This is a genomic window from Rubrivirga marina, from assembly GCF_002283365.1.
Classification (GTDB): domain Bacteria; phylum Bacteroidota; class Rhodothermia; order Rhodothermales; family Rubricoccaceae; genus Rubrivirga; species Rubrivirga marina.
This window is the reverse complement of sequence record NZ_MQWD01000001.1, coordinates 3,595,128-3,612,441: the sequence shown is the minus strand read 5'-3', so window position 1 is coordinate 3,612,441 and position 17,314 is coordinate 3,595,128. Positions and strand designations below refer to the sequence as shown.

The following is a 17,314-nucleotide window of genomic DNA, read 5'->3' as shown; positions in this document are numbered from 1 at the left end:
CGGGGGATGCCCTAAGAAAGCTCCGAATGCGGTCTGAGAACATGAGAAAATCGCGTCTCAAAGGTGGACTCGACGCCAAGTCGCCCGGAATCAGCCCGTTGCGGAGACGACTTATCGTTGTGAGACTTCACGGTATACGCCGACGCCTCCCTTCCGATAGGAGCGGCGCACTAGCGCCGGGGGGAGCGAGTCCCAGGCGGCCCGCTGCGACTACCGGTTGGCGCGGACGAGGAGGAGGAGCGCCACGCCTCCGAACACGGCGTGCGGGAGCCACGCCGCGACGGCGGGCGGGATCGTCTGGACGTACCCGAGCGGCTCGATCGTCTTTTGGAGCGCGAGGTAGAGGAACGCCACGCCGAGGCCGAGGGCGAGTTGGGCGGCCTGCCCGCCTCGGCGGCGCCGTGCGGCGAGCGGGACTGCCAGGAGCACCAGGATGAGGTTGGCGAAGGGGTAGGCGATCTTGGCGTGGTACGCCACGAGTGGCCGACCGCGCTCCGTTACGCCGGCCCGCTCCAGCGACCGCACGTAGGCGTAAGCTTCCGGAAGCGTCAGCCGCTCCGCGTCGCGCTCCGACTGGGCGAGGTCGCGCGGGAGCACGGCGAGGGCCGTGTCGAGCACGGCGTGGTAGGCGTACGTCTCCGCCCCGGTCGGGGCGAACGTGCGGATGGCGACGTCGGCGGCCTGCCAGATCGCGAGCGAGTCGTTCCACGTCATCTGCGAGGCGTCGAGGCGGCGCGACACGCCGCCCGCGGCGGAGTCGGCGAGGGAGACCACGCTGACGCGGAAGGCCTGGCCCCGCTCGCGGTCGAAGTAGCGGGCCGTGAGGATCTCGCCGGGCGCCGTCTGGCGGACGATCTCGGATCCGCCGCCGCTCTCCGGGGCGTCGCGGTAGTACTGGTTCTGGAAGGCGTGGACGACGGCGTTCGCCCGCGGCACCACGAACCCGTTGAACAGGAGCATGCCTCCGGTGAACACGAGCCCCGCGAGCAGGAACGGCCGCAAGAACCGCCACGTCGAGACGCCCGCCATGTGGACCGCCGTGAGCTGCATCGACTGCGCGAGCCGGGCCGTCACGTAGACCGCCGCGAGGAAGAGCGCGAGCGGGCTGGTCAGCCGGAGGATGTCGGGGGCGTAGTAGAGGTAGTACTCGCCGAAGATCTGGGCGGGCGTCGCGCCGCGGTCGAGGAAGTCGTCGATCCGCTCCGCGAGGTCGAGGACGACGAACGTCGCCACCAGCAGCACGAGCAGGAGCGCGGTGCCGGAGAGGAAGCGGCGGAGGACGTGCCAGTCGAACCGGGTCAAGGGATCGGGTGAGGTGCGATCGGGTGAACGGGGAATCGGGCGACGGGCGAGGGGGGCCCCCGGGGCCGTCGGGACTTCGCAAGATCACCCGATGTCCACGGAACGGCTGGGGCTAGCTTGGCGTGCCCTTCTGGCGGCGGCGCGGCGGGCGGCCTCCCCAATCTGACCTCACCCGATCACACCTCACCCGATGAAGGTCCACGAGTACCAAGCGAAAGAAATCCTCGCCGAGCACGGCGTCGCCGTCCAGCGCGGCATCGTCGCCAACACGGTCGAGGAGGCCGTCGAGGCGGCCGAGACGATGGCGAAGGACGGCGTCGACCAATTCGTCGTCAAGGCCCAGATCCACGCCGGCGGGCGCGGCAAGGGCGGCGGCGTCAAGTTCTCGCCGACCGTGGACGACGTGCGGAGCAACGCCGAGAAGATCCTCGGCATGCATCTGAAGACGCCGCAGACCGGGCCCGAGGGCCAGGAGGTCAAGAAGATCCTCGTGACGGCGGCCGAGGACATCGCCCACGAGTACTACGTCGGCGTGACGCTCGACCGCGCCAAGGGGATGGACGTCATCATGGCCTCGACCGAGGGCGGCGTCGAGATCGAGGAGGTCGCCGAGGAGAACCCCGACAAGATCGTCAAGGTGTGGGTCGACCCGTCGATCGGCCTCCGGCCGTACCAGGTCAACGAGATCGCGTCGAAGCTCGGGTTCGAGGGCTCCGCGCTGAAGGAGGCCAAGACGTTCGTCGCCGCGCTCTACAAGGCGTACCGCGCCGCCGACGCCACGATCGCCGAGATCAACCCGCTCGTCCGCACCGACGACGGCCGCGTGGTCGCGCTCGACGCCAAGATCAACCTCGACGACAACGCGCTCTACCGGCACAAGGACCTCGCCGACATGCGCGACGAGGCCGAGGAGGACCCGCTCGAGGTCGAGGCCGGCAAGCATCACCTCAACTACATCAAGCTCGACGGGAACGTCGGCTGCATGGTCAACGGCGCCGGGCTGGCGATGGGGACGATGGACCTCATCAAGCTGGCGGGCGGCGAGCCGGCCAACTTCCTCGACGTCGGCGGGACGGCGTCGGCGGAGACGGTCGAGGCCGGCTTCCGGATAATCCTGTCGGACCCGAACGTGAAGGCGATCCTCGTCAACATCTTCGGCGGGATCGTCCGGTGCGACGTCGTCGCGCAGGGCGTGATCGAGGCGGCGCAGAACATCGACCTGTCGGTGCCGCTCATCGTCCGGCTCCAGGGCACGAACGCTGAGGAGGGCATGGCGCTGCTCAAGAACTCGGGGCTCCCGATCGAGAGCGCGATCCTGCTCCAGGAGGCCGCCGACAAGGTGACGGCCGCGCTCAACGCGTAGCCGACCCCGCCCACCTCGGCCCTTCGGCTTCGCTCAGGGGAGCCGCCGAGGCGGACACACCCGTAGGGGCACGCCGTCGGTGTGCCCCTACCCATTTCGAGATGGACCGCCAGCCCGCCGCCATCCAGGTCGACGCCGTCACGAAGCGCTACGGCGACGTGACGGCCGTCGGCGGCGTCTCGCTCGGCGTCCCGGCCGGCGCGTTCGTGTCGCTCCTCGGGCCGTCCGGGTGCGGAAAGACGACGCTGCTCCGGCTCGTCGGCGGGTTCGAGACGCCGGACGCCGGGGCCGTCCGCATCGGCGGGGCCGACGTGACGCGCCGGCCGCCCCAGAAGCGGCCGACGGCCATGGTGTTCCAGAGCTACGCGCTCTTCCCGACGATGACGGTCGGCGAGAACGTGGCCTACGGACTTCGCACGCGCGGCGTGGCCAAGGGCGAGGCGCGGACGCGGGCCGAGACCGCCCTCGGCCGGGTCGACCTCGGCGGGCTGGCGGACCGGCCCGTGGCGGCGCTCTCGGGCGGCCAGCAGCAGCGCGTGGCCCTCGCGCGGGCCATCGCCGTCGAGCCCGACGTGCTCCTGTTCGACGAGCCGCTGTCGAACCTCGACGTGGCGCTCCGGGAGGCGACGCGGGCGGAGCTCAAGGCGCTCCAGCGCGACCTCGGCATCACGAGCCTCTACGTCACGCACGACCAGGCCGAGGCGCTCGCCCTCAGCGACCGCGTCGCGCTCATGCGGGCCGGCCGGATCGTGGCCGAGGGCACGCCGGAGGGGCTCTACGCCGAGCCGCCGACGGCCTACGCCGCGTCGTTCCTCGGCGGGGCCAACGTGATCCGCGACCGGGCGCTCGCCGAGCGGCTGGCCGGCGAGCCGATGCCGGCGGGCCGCGCGCTGGCGGTCCGCCCCGAGGCCCTCGAGCCGGTCGACTCCTCCGACCTCGGCGCCGAGGCCGGGCGAGCCGTGCCCGCCCGGATGCTCGGCCGCCTGTTTCTCGGCCTCACCGCCGAGTGGGACGTCGAGGCCGACGGCCACCGCCTCCGTCTCTGGACCGACCCGGCCTGCCCGGTCCCCGAGGCGCTCGCCCTCCGCGCCGCCCGCTGGCGCTGGGTCGAGGACGACGCGAACCTCGCCGAAGACGCCGGGTAGATCTTCGGAGCCGATCCGTGGGCCCTGGGGCGCGACGCCCCGCACGCCTCCCTCCTCACGCATCACCCCATGACCGACCCCGACGCGCTCACCCTCCGCGACACGCTCGACGGCCTCACGCCCGCGCGGATCGCCACGCTCTACCGCCGCGCCCCGCTCCTCCGCAAGACCGACAACCCCGAGCGGCTGTGGAAGGCGTTCGAGGCGTCGTCGCTGGTTCTCACGTTGTGGGAGAGCGACCGCGTCGTGGGCCTCGCGCGCGTGCTGACCGACGGCGTCCAGACGGCCTACCTCTGCGACCTCGCCGTCGAGCCCGACGTCCAGGGCGCGGGCGTCGGCAAGCGGATGGTCGACGAGATCCTGGGCCGGCTGCCCGGCGTCGAACTCGTCCTCCGCGACTCGAACCTCTCGGCCGGCTTCTACGAGCGGCTCGGGTTCGAGTCCGTCGACAACGCCTGGGTGCGGACGGCATGAGCGACCTCCGCCCCGACACGCTCGCCGCGTTCGACACACTCCGCCAGACCCGCCAGTCGCTCGTCGCCATCGTCGACGCGCTCCCCGATGCCGCACGGACCACGATCCCGGACGGGTTCAACAACCACGTCCTGTGGAACGCCGGTCACCTCGCGGCCACCGAGCAGGGCCTGATCTACGGCCTCTCCGGCCTGCCCGTCGACCTGCCGGACGGGTTCGTCTCGAGCTTCCGGAAGGGCACGTCACCGCGCGACTGGGACCGCGACTGGACCTGGGCCGAGGTCCGCGACCTTCTCTTGTCGCTCCCCGACCGGACCGAGGCCGACTACCGCGCCGGCCGGTTCGAGACCTACCGCGAGTACCGGACGACGCCCGGCGTCGTGCTGACGTCGGTCGACGACGCCGTCCTGTTCAACCTGTACCACGAGGGGATTCACCTCGGCGCGATCCTGGGGCTGCGGAAGCTGGTCGGCTAGAATCGATACCCGACGCCCCCAGTCAGCTCGGCGAACGTCCCCGAAAATTCGAACGGGTCGTCGCCGGTGGCCCGTAGCCGGCCGGTTGCCCGCGCGATCCAGGGGCCCACGACGGCGACGTCGGCCCCGAGCGCGACCGTCGCTGCCGTGTAGGTCGAGGGATAGACGTCTACAGTGAGGGTCGTCTCGCCGCGTTGGATCGTCCGCTCCCCAGCCTCTTCAAGCGGGACGAACACGCCGAGCCCCAACCCGACGAATGGGCGGACGGGTCCGACGGGCACGCCGAGCTGGACTTCGGCGCTCGGGAGGACGTACCGGACATCGCCGAACTGCTGGGGCGTGTCCGAGTAGCCGAGGCCGCCCTCCACGGCGACATACCGATTCAGCGCGTGCCCGACCCGAGCGTCGATGACGGTCGCCTGACCGACCCCCGAGAGGTCGAAGTCGACGCCGCCGATGTGGAGCGACGAGGTCGTCTGGGACGTGGCGAAGGGGGCGGCCAGAAGGAGGGCGAGGGTGAGGCGAAGCATGAGCGCGGGGGGAGACACCTCGTAGACGCCGCGCCTCCTCTTGAGGTAACGGCGGCGCCCCATCCCAGCGCCGAGGCGGAGGCCCCCGGGTGCCGCTAGAACGCCGCGACGCCGACGAGCGCCATGATCAGGAATAGGAACACGTAGACTGGCACCATGATGATGAGCGAGGCCACGAAGTAATGGCCCAGCACGGCGAAGGCCCGCTTGAGGAAGCTGTCGCTGAACAACATCGAGTCGGGGAGCGCGTCGCGGTGCATGCCGAGCTGGTCGGCGATCCCGATCTGCGCTTCGAGGTCGGCGACGCGCTGGTGAAGTTCGGCGAGCTCGCGGTCGGTCTGGAAGTCGGCCATGGGGCGGGGGAGAAGATCGCCCCGCCTGGGGAGACCAAAGCGGGGCGCGGATGGGTCCGCCTCGACGCCGAGGCGGACAGGGTCGAGGCCGACGAACCTGCACGTTGGCTGCGCCTTCTCTACATGTTTTCGATCAGGGCATCGCCGAACTCCGAGCACTTGAGCTTCGTAGCGCCCTCCATCTGGCGGTGGAAGTCGTACGTCACGCGCTTCTGCTGGATCGTCGTCTCCATGGCGTCGATGATCTTGTCGGCGGCCTCGGTCCAGCCCATGTAGCGGAGCATCATCTCGCCCGAGAGGATCACCGACGACGGGTTGACCTTGTCCTGGCCGGCGTACTTCGGCGCCGTCCCGTGGGTGGCCTCGAAGATGGCCTTGCCCGTCTGGTAGTTGATGTTGGCGCCCGGCGCGATGCCGATCCCGCCGACCTCGGCCGCGAGCGCGTCGCTCACGTAGTCGCCGTTGAGGTTCAGGGTCGCGATCACGCCGTACTCGTCGGGCCGGGTGAGGATCTGCTGGAGGAACGCGTCGGCGATGACGTCCTTGACGGTGATCGTCCGGCCGTCCCGCTCGAACGTCCGCCACGGGCCGCCGTCGAGCTTCTGGGCGCCGTACTCGCGGTCGGCGAGCTCGTAGCCCCAGTCGCGGAAGGCGCCCTCGGTGAACTTCATGATGTTCCCCTTGTGGACGAGCGTGACGGAGTCGCGGCCGTCGGCGATGGCGTAGTCCATGGCCGCCTTCACGAGCCGCTCCGTGCCCTCCTTGGAGACGGGCTTGATGCCGAAGCCGGCCGTGTCGGGGAAGCGGACGTTCTGGAACCGGTCGGGGAAGTGCTCCTTCAGAAGCGCCTTGAACGTCTCGGCGGCGTCGGTCCCGTTCTCGAACTCGATGCCGGCGTAGATGTCCTCCGTGTTCTCGCGGAAGATGACCATGTCGACCTTCTCCGGCTCCTTGACCGGCGACGGGACGCCGGTGAAGTACCGGACGGGGCGGACGCAGGCGTAGAGGTCGAGCTTCTGGCGGAGCGCCACGTTGAGGCTCCGGATGCCGCCGCCGACGGGCGTCGTGAGCGGGCCCTTGATCGCGACGAGGTGCGCGTCGATGGCGTCGAGCGTGTCCTGCGGGAGCCACTCGCCGAACTGGTCGTGCGCCTTCTCGCCGGCGAAGACCTCAAACCACTCGATCTGGCGGTCGTCGCCGTAGGCCTTCTCGACGGCGGCGTCGAGCACGCGCGAGGCGGCGGCCCAGATGTCGGGCCCGATCCCGTCGCCCTCGATGAACGGGACGATGGGGCGGTCGGGGACGTGGAGCCCGTCGGCGGTCATCTGGATCGACTCGCCGTCGGTGGGGGTGGTCAGGTGCTGGTACTCGGCCATCAGTGGGCGGGGATCGGGAAGAGAGGGCGGGGAAGCTACGGACCCAGGCGCGGAGCGATCCCCGGCGCGCGGCCCCGTAGCTTGGGGGTCCCCTCGGACAGCCCCTCTCAGCCCATGCCGGACCTCCACGTCGGCCTCCTCTACGGCGGCCAGTCGGCCGAGCACGACGTCTCGATCCTCTCCGCCAAGAACGTCCGCGCCGCGCTCGGCGACCGGCACCGCGTTACGGCGATCTACATCACGCGCGACGGCCGCTGGCTCGTCGGCGACTCGGCCCGCCTCGGGGCGGACACCGAGGCGGGAACGGCCGCGACGTTCACGCCGGAGGGCGGCGCCTCGACCGTCTCGGCGAGCGGCCTCGGCGCGCTCGGGCTCGACGTCGTGTTTCCCGTCCTCCACGGCCACAACGGCGAGGACGGCACGATCCAGGGGTTCCTGCATACGCTCGGGATTCCGTTCGTCGGGCCCGACGTGCTCGCCTCGGCGGCGTGCATGGACAAAGTCGTCGCCAAGCGGATCCTCGAGGCCGCAGGCATCCCCGGCACACCGTACGCCGTCGTCCACGCCCACGGCGAGCGGCCGTCGTTCGAGACGCTCACCCAGCGTTTGACGCCACCGCTGTTCGTGAAGCCGGCCAACTCGGGGTCGTCGGTCGGCATCACGCGGGTGACGGAGGCCGGCGCGCTGTCGGAGGCGTTCGACGTGGCGTTCCGCTACGACAAGACCGTGCTCGTGGAGCAGGGCGTCAGCGGGCGCGAGATCGAGGTCGCGGTCCTGGGCAACGAGCGGCCCGAGGCGTCGGTCCCGGGCGAGATCGTCCTGACGTCCGAGTACTACGACTACGACTCGAAGTACGAGGACCCCGACGCGAGCCGGATGGAGGTCCCCGCCGACCTGCACGACGACGTCGCCGAGCGGATCCGCGAGGTCGCCGTCGAGGCGTACGCCGCGCTCGGCTGCGAGGGCCTGTCGCGGGTCGACTTCTTCGTGACGGGCGGCGGCGACGTGCTCGTCAACGAGATCAACACGATCCCGGGGTTCACGGCGCGGAGCATGTACCCGGTGATGTGGGAGCAGACCGGCCGGCCGTTCCCGGACGTCGTCGACGAGCTGATCCGGCTGGCGCTCGCCCGCCACGAGCGCGACCGCCAGCGGAAGACGACGCGCTGAGTCGGCCCGCCTCGGCGCCGAGGCGGGGCGGTCGGCACCTCCGCGCGAATCGGGAGTACGTCCGGCCCATCCCCGCTGCCGATGCCGTACTCGACCGACACCCGCACCCTCCAGCCCGGCGACGTCTACGTCGCGATCCGAGGCGAGACCCACGACGGCCACCGGTTCGTGCCGCAGGCGATCGAGAAGGGGGCGGCCGGCGTGATCGTTGAGGAGCCGATCCCCGTGCCCGACGGCGTCGAGCGGACGGTGGTGGAGAGCTCCATCGACCACCTCGTGTCGCTCGCCTCGGCGCGCGTGCGGAAGCTCGGGTGCGACGTGGTCGCGATCACCGGCTCGGTCGGCAAGACGACGGCGCGGACGGCGATCGTGTCCGTGCTGGAGCAGGCCTTCACGGTCAAAGGCTCGGAGGGCAACAAGAACACGCCGCTCGGCCTCTCGCTCACGCTCCTCAACGCCGACCTGACGCCCGAAACGGTCCTCGTGTTGGAGATGGGTGCCCGGCTGAAGGGGGACATCCGCGAGCTCTGCGAGGCGTTCCCGCCGACCGTCGGCGTCGTGACGACCGTGCTGGGTGTTCACCTCGAGACGTTCGGGAGCCTCGACGGGATCGAGCGCGAGAAGTCTGAGATCGTCCGCGCGCTCACCGAGGCGGGCACGGCCGTGCTCAACGGCGACAACGAGCGGACGCGGCGGATGGCCGACGTGACCGACGGGCAGGTGCTGTTGTTCGGCACCTCCGACGGCTGCGACGTGACGCCGGCCGACGTGACGGCCACGCTCCCGATCCTCGGCGACCACGCCATCTACACGGCGATGGCCGCCACGGCCGTCGGCCGCGCGCTCGGCATGGACGCCGACGCCATCACTCGAGGCTTGGAAGCGATGGAGCCCGAGAAGGGCCGCCTCCGTCGCCTCGACGGGATCGAGGGAAGCACACTCATCGACGACACCTACAACGCCTCGCCGGAGGCCACGATCTCGGCGCTCGACGTGCTGGCGGGCCTCGGCGGCGAGCGGACGACGGCGATCCTCGGTGACATGTTGGAGCTCGGCGCCGGCGAGGTCGAGGCGCACGTCCGCGTGCTCCGCGCGGCCCTCGACCGGGCCGATCGCGTCATCGCCGTCGGCGACATCATGCGCCGGGCCGTCGGGGCGCTCGACGCCGCCAAGGCGGACCGGGTCGAGACGGCCGAGTCGTCCCGCGCCGTGGCCGGTGCGATCCGGGCCGGCGGTCCGTTCGACTTCGGCCCGGACGACGTCGTGCTGGTGAAGGGCTCGCAGGGCGCCCGCATGGAGCGCGTCTCCGAAGCCCTGCTCGCCCCCGACCTCGACCCCGCCGACGTGCTCCCGAGGCAGACCGAGCAGTGGAAGGCGATCGAGTGAGTGGGGAGGATCGGCGGACCACCCCACGCCTATGCCGTCACAGCCGCCCGAACAGCGCGCGCGCCCGCAGCTCCCACACCTTCCGCATGGCCTCGCGGACGATGGCGCTCGACATCTTCGACTCGCCCTCGCTCCGCTCCGTAAACACGATCGGCACCTCGACGATCCGGAAGCCCGCCTTCCACGCGCGGTAGTTCATCTCGATCTGGAACGAGTAGCCGTTCGACTTGACGCGGTCGAAGTCGATGGCCTCCAGGACCTCGCGGCGGAAGCACTTGAACCCCGCCGTGACGTCGCGGACCGGCAGCCGCGTGATGGCTCGCGTGTAGACGCCGGCGCCGACGCTGAGCACGAGCCGGCTGAGCGGCCAGTTCAGCACGCGGAGCCCGTCGACATAGCGGCTCCCGATGGCGACGTCGGCCCCGAGGCCGCCCGCCTCGGGGGGGCGGCAGGCCTGGACGAGCTTCGGGAGGTCGTCCGGGTTGTGCGAGAAGTCGGCGTCCATCTCGCAGAAGTAGGCGAAGCCGGCGTCGCGCGCGTGGCGGAACCCGTCGAGGTAGGCCGTCCCGAGGCCGAGCTTGCCGGTGCGCCGGAGGAGCCCGACGCGGTCGGGGTGCTGCTGGCGGAGCCCGTCGACGAGGTCGCCGGTCCCGTCGGGCGAGCCGTCGTCGACGACGAGGATGGCGAAGTCGCCGTCGAGCCCGAGCACGGCCTCGACGATGGCGACGACCGTCCCGGACTCGTTGTAGGTCGGGACGACGACGACGGCGCCGCCGGGCGCGGGAGGGGAGAGGAAGACGTCGGGCACGGGGGGAGGATAGGACGCTCGCAAGCTGCGCGGGACGGGCGTTCCGTTGAGAGACGACGGAGAGGGCACCGGTCGTGCCCCCGGCGTGCGCCCGGCGCCTTCCCGGCGGTAGCTTTTCGCTCGCGGCGGATCCCTCGTGTCCGCCGCCGGTTCGTCCTCGCCCCCCTGTCCGACACCCTCCCATGGCCGGCACGCCCACGAAGAAGAAGGCCCCCGCGAAGAAGGCCCCCGCCCGGAAGCGGGCCGCCTCCAAAGCCAACGGCAAGGCCGCGTTCACGCCCGACGTCCCCGACGTCCAGGTCTTCCGCCAGTCGGGCCACACGCACGAGTCGCTGGGGCTGAGCCCCGAGACGGTCCTCGACATGTACCGCAACATGCTGCTGCAGCGCCGCTTCGAGGAGCGGGCCGCGCAGATGTACGGGCGGCAGAAGATCGCCGGCTTCCTCCACCTCTACATCGGGCAGGAGGCCGTGTCCACGGGCGCCATCTGGGCCATCCGCGACACGGACCCCATCATCACGGCGTACCGCGACCACGGGCTGGCGCTCGCGCGCGGCATGGGGGCCAACGAGGGCATGGCTGAGCTGTTCGGCAAAATCGACGGGTGCAGCCGCGGCAAAGGCGGCTCGATGCACTTCTTCGACGTCTCGCGCCACTTCTACGGCGGCCACGGCATCGTCGGCGGGCAGATCCCGGTGGGCGTCGGGATGGGCTTCGCCTCGAAGTACAAGGAGGACGGCGGATGCTCGCTCACGTTCTTCGGAGACGGCGCCATCAACCAGGGGGCGTTCCACGAAGCGGCCAACCTCGCGGCGCTCTACGACGTCCCGGCGCTCATCATCGTCGAGAACAACGCGTACGCGATGGGCACCTCCGTCGAGCGCTCGCGCGGCGACGCCCAGCTCTACAAGCAGGGCTACCCGTACGGCATGAAGACGGCCGTGATCGACGGGATGGACCTGTTCGAGGTCTATGGCGCCTTCCAGCAGATCGCCGACGACGCCCGGGGCGAGACGGACGGCCAGACGAAGCCGTACTTCGTCGAGGTCCAGACGTACCGGTACCGCGGCCACTCCATGTCCGACCCGCAGAAGTACCGGACGAAGGAGGAGATGGAGGCCAAGAAGAACGAGGACCCCATCGTCCGGACCCGGCTCTACGTCCTCGAGAACGACCTCGCGACCGACGAGGCGCTCGACCAGATCGACGAGGCCGTCAAGGCCGACGTGATGGCCTCCGTCGAGTTCGCCGAGAACAGCCCGCTCCCCGACGTCTCGACCATGTACGAGGACGTGTTCGTCGGCGACGTCCCGCACGTCAAGTAACCGCTCCCCTTCGACCGACCCCGCCTCGGCCGCGCGTCGCCCGAGGCCGACGACCCCACCGAACCCTAGAATGGCAGAGCTGCAATTCCGCGAGGCCCTCCGCGCCGCGATGACGGAGGAGATGGAGCGCGACGAGAACGTCTACCTCATCGGCGAGGAAGTCGCCGAGTACGACGGCGCCTACAAGGTGTCGCAGGGGATGCTCGACCAGTTCGGGCCCAAGCGGATCATCGACACGCCGATCTCGGAGTCGGGCTTCGCCGGGCTCTCGATCGGCGCGGCCATGATGGGGCTGAGGCCGATCGTCGAGTTCATGACGTGGAACTTCACGTTCGTGGCCTTCGACCAGATCGTGTCGAACGCCGCGAAGGTCCGCTACATGTCGGGCGGGCAGGCCTCGATCCCGATCGTGTTCCGCGGCGGCAACGGCGCGGCCGGCCAGCTCGGCGCGACCCACTCGAACTCGTTCGAGGCCCTGTACTCGAACGTCCCGGGCCTCAAGATCATCGCGCCGTCGAACCCCGACGACGCCAAGGGCCTCCTCAAGAGCGCCATCCGCGACGACAACCCGGTCCTGTTCCTCGAGTCGGAGCTGATGTTCGGCCTCCGCGGTGAGGTCTCCGAGGCGGAGGACTACACGATCCCGATCGGCGAGGCCCGCGTCGCGCGCGAGGGCGACGACGTGACGATCGTGGCCCACTCGAAGAGCTACTGGCTGGCCATGGAGGCCGCCGAGGAGCTGGCCAAGCAGGGCATTGAGGCGACGGTCATCGACCCGCGCACGATCCGCCCGTACCCCATCGACGCCGTCATCGAGTCGGTCAAGAAGACGAACCGGCTCGTGGTCGTGGACGAGAGCCAGCCGTTCGGCGGCATCGCCTCGGAGGTCGGGTTCCAGATCCAGCGCGAGTGCTTCGACTACCTCGACGCCCCCATCGAGCGGGTCACGGCGGAGGACGTCCCGGCGCCGTACGCCAAGAACCTCATCGAGGCCTGGATGCCGTCAGTGGACGAGACCATCGCGGCTGTCAAGAAGACGCTCTACATGTAGGGACTGGCAACCGGCGACTCGGGACTGGGGGATCCCAGCCGGGTCATCGGTCGCTCGATCCCCCTCTCCGTTTCCCCAGCCCCCAATCCCAAGTCCCCATGGCTATCGCCGTCGAAATGCCCAAGATGAGCGACACGATGGAGGAAGGTGTCCTCGTCGCGTGGCTCGCCGAAGAGGGCGCGTCGGTGTCGGCCGGCGACGTGATCGCCCAGGTCGAGACCGACAAGGCCACGATGGACCTCGAGGTTTACGACGACGGCGTCCTCCTCAAGCGCGTCGTCGGCGAGGGCGACTCGGTCCCGATCGGCGCGCTCATCGCCGTGCTCGGCAAGGAGGGCGAGAGCCCGGACGACGTGCTCTCGAAGTACGCCGGCGACGGCGCGAGCGGCTCGGCCGACGACGCGGAGGTCCAGCCCGCGCCGCCGGCCACACAGGAAAACGAGCCGGCCCCGGCCACGACCGAGGGCAAGGCCGGGACGGCCGACGCCATCGACACGCCCGCACCGAGCGTCCAGCCCGTCGGCGGCGATGGCGCGACGCAGGAGGTGACCCCGTCCGCCTCGGGCGCCGAGGCGGGCCGGGTCAAGGCGTCGCCCCTCGCGCGGCGGATGGCCGAGGAGGCCGGGCTCGACCTCGGCCAGATTCCGGGCTCCGGCCCCGACGGCCGCGTCGTCAAGCGCGACGTGGAGGGGGCGATGGGGAAGGGGGCGCCGGCCCAGGCCCCCGCGCCTGCCGCGGCCCCGGCGAAGGCTCCGGCCCCCGCGCCGAAGCCAGCGACCTCGCCGGTCGAGGCCGGCGGCCAGGACGTCCGCATCACGCAGATGCGGAAGACGATCGCCAAGCGGCTCGCCCAGAGCAAGTTCACGGCCCCTCACTTCTACCTCACCGTCGACGTCGACATGCGGACGGCCATCGGCTTCCGCGAGGAGATCAATGGGCTGACCGAGAAGCAGGGGCTCGCGAAGGTTTCCTACAACGACCTCGTCACGAAGGCGTGCGCCGCGGCGCTCCGCCGGCACCCGATGGTCAACGCGAGCTACCTCGAGGACGAGGGCGTCATCCGCCAGCACGACGCGGCCCACGTCGCCGTCGCCGTCGCGATGCCCGAGGGCCTCATCACGCCGGTCGTCCGCGACGCCGACCGGAAGGGGCTCGCCCAGATCGCCGCCGAGACGCGCGAACTGGCGGGCCGCGCGCGCGACGGCAAGCTCGACCCGAGCGAGTACGCCGGCTCGACGTTCACCACGTCGAACCTCGGCATGTTCGGGATCGCCGAGTTCACGGCCATCATCAACCCGCCGAACGCCTGCATCCTCGCGATTGGCGCGATCCGCGACGTGCCGGTCGTTGACGGTGGGGAGGTGGTCCCGGGCAAGCAGATGACGCTCACGCTCTCGTGCGACCACCGCGTCGTCGACGGCGCGACCGGGGCCCAGTTCCTCGGCGACGTCCAGGCCATGCTGGAGAACCCGTCCCTGATGCTCGTCTGAGCCGGTGGACGAACGCGATCCGGAGGGAGCGAGTACGGACCTCACCATGGAACCGCCCGCTCCCTCGGCAGACCTGACCCTCGCCCATCTCAGCGACGTCCACTTCGGGCGGATCTCGGACGAGAGGGTCGTCGACGCGCTCGTCGCCGAGGTCAACGACGCCGACCTCGACTTGGTCGTCGTCTCGGGCGATCTGACGCAGCGGGCGCGGACCAAGGAGTTCAAGGCCGCGCGGGCCATGCTCGATTCGTTCGAGGCGCCCGTGATCGTCGTCCCGGGCAACCACGACGTGCGCGCGTGGTGGCACAACCCGTTCGACCGGCTCTGGCGCTCGTCCAAGCGCTACCGGAAGTACATCGCGGAGGACGTGACGCCCCAGTTCGCGGTGGAGGGCCTGGCCGCGTTCGGGCTCAACTCGGCCCACGGCTGGACGATCAAGGGCGGGCGGATCCGTCCGGAGCATGTCGACGAGATGGAGGCGTTCTTCGATCGCCAACCCGCCGACGTCTTCCGCGTGCTGACGGTCCATCACCACCTCCTCCTGCTCGACGGGCTCGGCAACCACGACATCTCGCACGGCGCCCGGCTCGCGCTCGAGGCCGCCCGCCGCGCCCGCGTCGACCTCGTGCTGTGCGGCCACCTCCACACCAGCCACGTCGCGCCGGTCGAGCTGGCGCCGGCCGGCGACGCCGACGCGGGCCACCGCCTCGTGATCGCGAGCGCCGGCACGGCGACTTCGAACCGGGGGCGTGGCACGGACCGCGGCGTCAACTTCTACAACTGGGTCGAGATCGGGCCCGGCGAGTTCTCGGTCTGCGAGCGCCAGTTCGATCCCGACTCCGGGCTCTTCGACACGGCGCGGACGACCACGTTCGCGCGCTCCGACGCGCCGGCCTGATCCGTCGCCGATGAGGATCCCGCGCCCACCCGGGCCGGCCTCGACGTTGGCGCATCCCACGCGGGGCGCGGTGCAGTCTGCCAGCGTCTCGTCGTCGGCCACGGTGGCGACGAGCACGTACCTGTCGCTCGCGACGATCACCGGATCCGCACCGCGTCTGTGCGTGACGATCTCGACGTCGAGCGAGTTCAACCGTGGGTGGCTGACGCGGGGGCTGTCGACGATCCGGCCACTGCCGAGGTCGGTCCCGGACCATTACTCGACCGAGCGCTGCGCGTGAGCGGAGGCGGGGAGGAGGGCCCAGGCGAGGAGGACACGCCGCATGGACAGGGGGAGGGGCTCACCCATGCGTTCGGATTCGGGTCCGGCGGAGGGCCGTGGAGCGGAGGGCGTGCAGTTTGCGACACGTTCACGAAGGCGCTCCGCGTAGGTTGGAGCGTCCGCGCTCCCTGCCGTGTCCGACATCGACCCGACCCTCTATTCCGCGCTCGCCGACGAGGAGGAGCCGCACCCCGGCGACCCCGCGCCGCCCTCCGGTCGGGGGACGTGTGCGAACTGCGGAGAACCGATCGCTGGGGCCTACTGCGCCGCGTGCGGACAGCGCGACCAGCCGCTCCGCCAGCCCGTCCACCGGTTCCTCGCCCGGTCGGCGTCGGAGTTCTTCGGAGTCGATGGGCGCGTGTGGGTCACGCTCCGCGACCTGCTGTTCCGGCCCGGCGCGCTGACGGTCGCCTACGTCGAGGGGCGGCGGCGGCGGTACCTCCGGCCGCTCCGGGTGTACCTGACGTCGACGCTCCTCTTCTTCGTCCTCCTCACACTGCTAGACCCGGCCGAGCGACTCCGCGAGACGATCTCGACGGGGGGCGCCGACCCCGATTCGACCGTGGTCGTCGCCGACCATCTCGCGGAGGTCGAGGCCAACATCGCCGCCGCACCGATTGAGGCGGCCGAGGAGCGGGCCGAAGTCGACTCGTTGCAGGCCATCGTCGACCGGCTCCAGGTGCCCGCCGCTGACTCGGCGGCTGTCCAAGCCGACTCGGCCGGAATCGCCTCCGACGCGGACGACGACCTCCTCGACGATCTGGAAGACGTTCAGGACACCCTCGACGACACGCGGGGCGACGCCGCCGACCGGCTTCGAAGGTGGCGCCTGGAGGCAGCCCTTCTCAGCGCGCTGCCACCAGACAGCACCGTCCGCTTGGCCGACATCCACGAGGCGCGGGCGCGGATCTACCCCGAGACGAACGCGAACATCAACCTTCCCGAGGGCCTGGCTCGGTCCGGGGCGATCCGTCGGATCAACGCGGCCCGGAGCCGGGGGGAGATCGCCGAGGCGGGCGCGGCGTTCGCGCGCGAGGCCATCGGGCGGGTGCCCACGGCGCTGTTCCTCATCCTGCCCGTCTTCGCTCTCCTCCTCAAGGTTCTCTACGTCCGCCGAGACTGGTATTACGCCGAGCACCTCGTCTTCGGACTCCACACCCACGCCTTCGCGTTCCTCGTGTTCACCGTCATTGCCTGCCTGCTGGCGATCACGACGGCCGAGTGGGCTCGCACGCTGTCCCTCGTCCTGTTCTGGGGTGGGATCCCGCTCTACTTCCTTCTCGCGCAGAAGCGAGTCTACGGGCAGGGCTGGACCAAGACGGTCGCGAAAGCGCTCGTGCTCGGGTGGGCCTATTCGATCGTCCTGTTCTGGGGACTGGTCGGCGTCATCGTGCTCGCCGCGGCACTCAGCAGCTAGAGGAGCGACCGGGCGGCCTCGCTGGGTGCCCGGACGTCGACGCCGTGGGCGCGGGCGCCCTCGGCCAACGGTGCGTCGGCCGTGACGAGCGGGGCACCGGCGGCGCTCGCCAGCGCCGCGAACGTGCGATCGGCGGGGCCCGGCACGCGGTCGAAGCGGTCTGAGTCGAGCAGGAGCTGGACCTGCCCCGCCTCGGGGAAGAGGGCGCCGAGGTCGGCGGGCCGCAGCGGAGGGATCCGGCCGAGGACGGAGACGGCTTCGGCGCGCGTCGCCTCGGTCCAGAGGGCGAGGAGACGCCCGTCGCGCACGGCGGCCGCCAGCCGGCCCGACGCGGAGCGCGGGCGGAAGCCGGCGGCCACCAGCACATTCGTGTCGAGGACCGCGCGCGGGGCGTCGTGTGAGGACACGGCAGGGGAAGGGGCCGAGGAC

The 17,314-nt window shown here is 70.9% G+C and carries 17 protein-coding genes and 1 pseudogene; 12 read left to right on the top strand and 6 right to left on the bottom strand.

The window, feature by feature from the left end:
- Positions 1-210 precede the first annotated feature (210 nt).
- Positions 211-1,302: an LptF/LptG family permease gene (locus tag BSZ37_RS15330; protein WP_179299674.1), complete on the bottom strand. Its 1,092-nt coding sequence runs from the start codon at positions 1,300-1,302 to the stop codon at positions 211-213.
- A 190-nt stretch (positions 1,303-1,492) separates the two neighbouring features.
- On the opposite strand from BSZ37_RS15330, the gene sucC reads away from it, so the two are divergent.
- The 4 genes from sucC to BSZ37_RS15310 all read left to right on the top strand — a co-directional run bounded on the left by sucC (position 1,493) and on the right by BSZ37_RS15310 (position 4,760).
- A complete protein-coding gene (gene sucC / locus BSZ37_RS15325) occupies positions 1,493-2,665 on the top strand; it encodes an ADP-forming succinate--CoA ligase subunit beta (RefSeq protein ID WP_095511392.1) in 1,173 nt (390 codons plus the stop codon).
- A 101-nt stretch (positions 2,666-2,766) separates the two neighbouring features.
- On the top strand, positions 2,767-3,810 hold the full coding sequence (locus BSZ37_RS15320) for an ABC transporter ATP-binding protein (protein ID WP_095511391.1): 1,044 nt from the start codon (positions 2,767-2,769) through the stop codon (positions 3,808-3,810).
- A 69-nt stretch (positions 3,811-3,879) separates the two neighbouring features.
- Complete coding sequence (locus BSZ37_RS15315) at positions 3,880-4,284, top strand: GNAT family N-acetyltransferase (RefSeq protein WP_095511390.1); 405 nt, start codon at positions 3,880-3,882, stop codon at positions 4,282-4,284.
- Positions 4,281-4,760, top strand: coding sequence for a DinB family protein (locus BSZ37_RS15310; RefSeq protein WP_095511389.1), 480 nt, complete (start codon positions 4,281-4,283; stop codon positions 4,758-4,760). The genes BSZ37_RS15315 and BSZ37_RS15310 overlap by 4 nt, the downstream gene beginning before the upstream one ends.
- On the opposite strand, the gene BSZ37_RS15305 is transcribed toward BSZ37_RS15310, so the two are convergent.
- The 3 genes from BSZ37_RS15305 to icd all read right to left on the bottom strand — a co-directional run bounded on the left by BSZ37_RS15305 (position 4,757) and on the right by icd (position 6,968).
- On the bottom strand, positions 4,757-5,290 hold the full coding sequence (locus tag BSZ37_RS15305; RefSeq protein WP_179299673.1) for an outer membrane beta-barrel protein: 534 nt from the start codon (positions 5,288-5,290) through the stop codon (positions 4,757-4,759). The two genes, BSZ37_RS15310 and BSZ37_RS15305, sit on opposite strands and share 4 nt — an antisense overlap.
- 95 nt (positions 5,291-5,385) lie before the next feature.
- Positions 5,386-5,643 (bottom strand): hypothetical protein, encoded by a 258-nt coding sequence (locus tag BSZ37_RS15300; protein ID WP_095511387.1) that lies wholly within the window; start codon positions 5,641-5,643, stop codon positions 5,386-5,388.
- 119 nt (positions 5,644-5,762) lie between these two features.
- Entirely contained in the window at positions 5,763-6,968 is a 1,206-nt protein-coding gene (icd, locus tag BSZ37_RS15295; RefSeq protein ID WP_425442618.1) for an NADP-dependent isocitrate dehydrogenase, read from the bottom strand.
- Between the two features lie 165 nt (positions 6,969-7,133).
- Between icd and BSZ37_RS15290 the strand changes: the two genes are divergently transcribed.
- Both BSZ37_RS15290 and BSZ37_RS15285 read left to right on the top strand, forming a co-directional pair.
- The gene (locus tag BSZ37_RS15290; RefSeq protein WP_095511385.1) at positions 7,134-8,189 is read left to right on the top strand and encodes a D-alanine--D-alanine ligase family protein; all 1,056 of its coding nucleotides are present in this window, start codon (positions 7,134-7,136) and stop codon (positions 8,187-8,189) included.
- An 81-nt stretch (positions 8,190-8,270) separates the two neighbouring features.
- Positions 8,271-9,575: a UDP-N-acetylmuramoyl-tripeptide--D-alanyl-D-alanine ligase gene (locus BSZ37_RS15285; protein ID WP_095511384.1), complete on the top strand. Its 1,305-nt coding sequence runs from the start codon at positions 8,271-8,273 to the stop codon at positions 9,573-9,575.
- A gap of 37 nt (positions 9,576-9,612) precedes the next feature.
- On the opposite strand, the gene BSZ37_RS15280 is transcribed toward BSZ37_RS15285, so the two are convergent.
- Positions 9,613-10,383 (bottom strand): polyprenol monophosphomannose synthase, encoded by a 771-nt coding sequence (locus tag BSZ37_RS15280; protein WP_179299672.1) that lies wholly within the window; start codon positions 10,381-10,383, stop codon positions 9,613-9,615.
- 182 nt (positions 10,384-10,565) lie between these two features.
- Here BSZ37_RS15280 and pdhA point away from each other — a divergent pair, with 182 nt between their 5' ends.
- The 6 genes and pseudogenes from pdhA (at position 10,566) to BSZ37_RS15250 (ending at position 16,885) form a co-directional block, all read left to right on the top strand.
- Positions 10,566-11,708, top strand: a complete 1,143-nt coding sequence (gene pdhA / locus BSZ37_RS15275; protein WP_095511382.1) for a pyruvate dehydrogenase (acetyl-transferring) E1 component subunit alpha — start codon at positions 10,566-10,568, stop codon at positions 11,706-11,708.
- 31 nt (positions 11,709-11,739) lie between these two features.
- Positions 11,740-12,759, top strand: a pseudogene (locus BSZ37_RS15270) (pyruvate dehydrogenase complex E1 component subunit beta); the annotation flags it as partial.
- Positions 12,760-12,857: 98 nt separating this feature from the next.
- Entirely contained in the window at positions 12,858-14,249 is a 1,392-nt protein-coding gene (locus BSZ37_RS15265) for a pyruvate dehydrogenase complex dihydrolipoamide acetyltransferase (protein ID WP_095511380.1), read from the top strand.
- A 46-nt stretch (positions 14,250-14,295) separates the two neighbouring features.
- The gene (locus tag BSZ37_RS15260; RefSeq protein ID WP_218830525.1) at positions 14,296-15,147 is read left to right on the top strand and encodes a metallophosphoesterase family protein; all 852 of its coding nucleotides are present in this window, start codon (positions 14,296-14,298) and stop codon (positions 15,145-15,147) included.
- A 70-nt stretch (positions 15,148-15,217) separates the two neighbouring features.
- A complete protein-coding gene (locus BSZ37_RS15255; RefSeq protein WP_095511379.1) occupies positions 15,218-15,427 on the top strand; it encodes a hypothetical protein in 210 nt (69 codons plus the stop codon).
- Positions 15,428-15,601: 174 nt separating this feature from the next.
- Positions 15,602-16,885, top strand: coding sequence for a DUF3667 domain-containing protein (locus BSZ37_RS15250; protein WP_095511378.1), 1,284 nt, complete (start codon positions 15,602-15,604; stop codon positions 16,883-16,885).
- Here BSZ37_RS15250 and BSZ37_RS15245 read toward each other — a convergent pair.
- The gene (locus BSZ37_RS15245) at positions 16,882-17,292 is read right to left on the bottom strand and encodes a PIN domain-containing protein (protein ID WP_095511377.1); all 411 of its coding nucleotides are present in this window, start codon (positions 17,290-17,292) and stop codon (positions 16,882-16,884) included. The genes BSZ37_RS15250 and BSZ37_RS15245 overlap by 4 nt on opposite strands.
- Positions 17,293-17,314 lie beyond the last annotated feature (22 nt).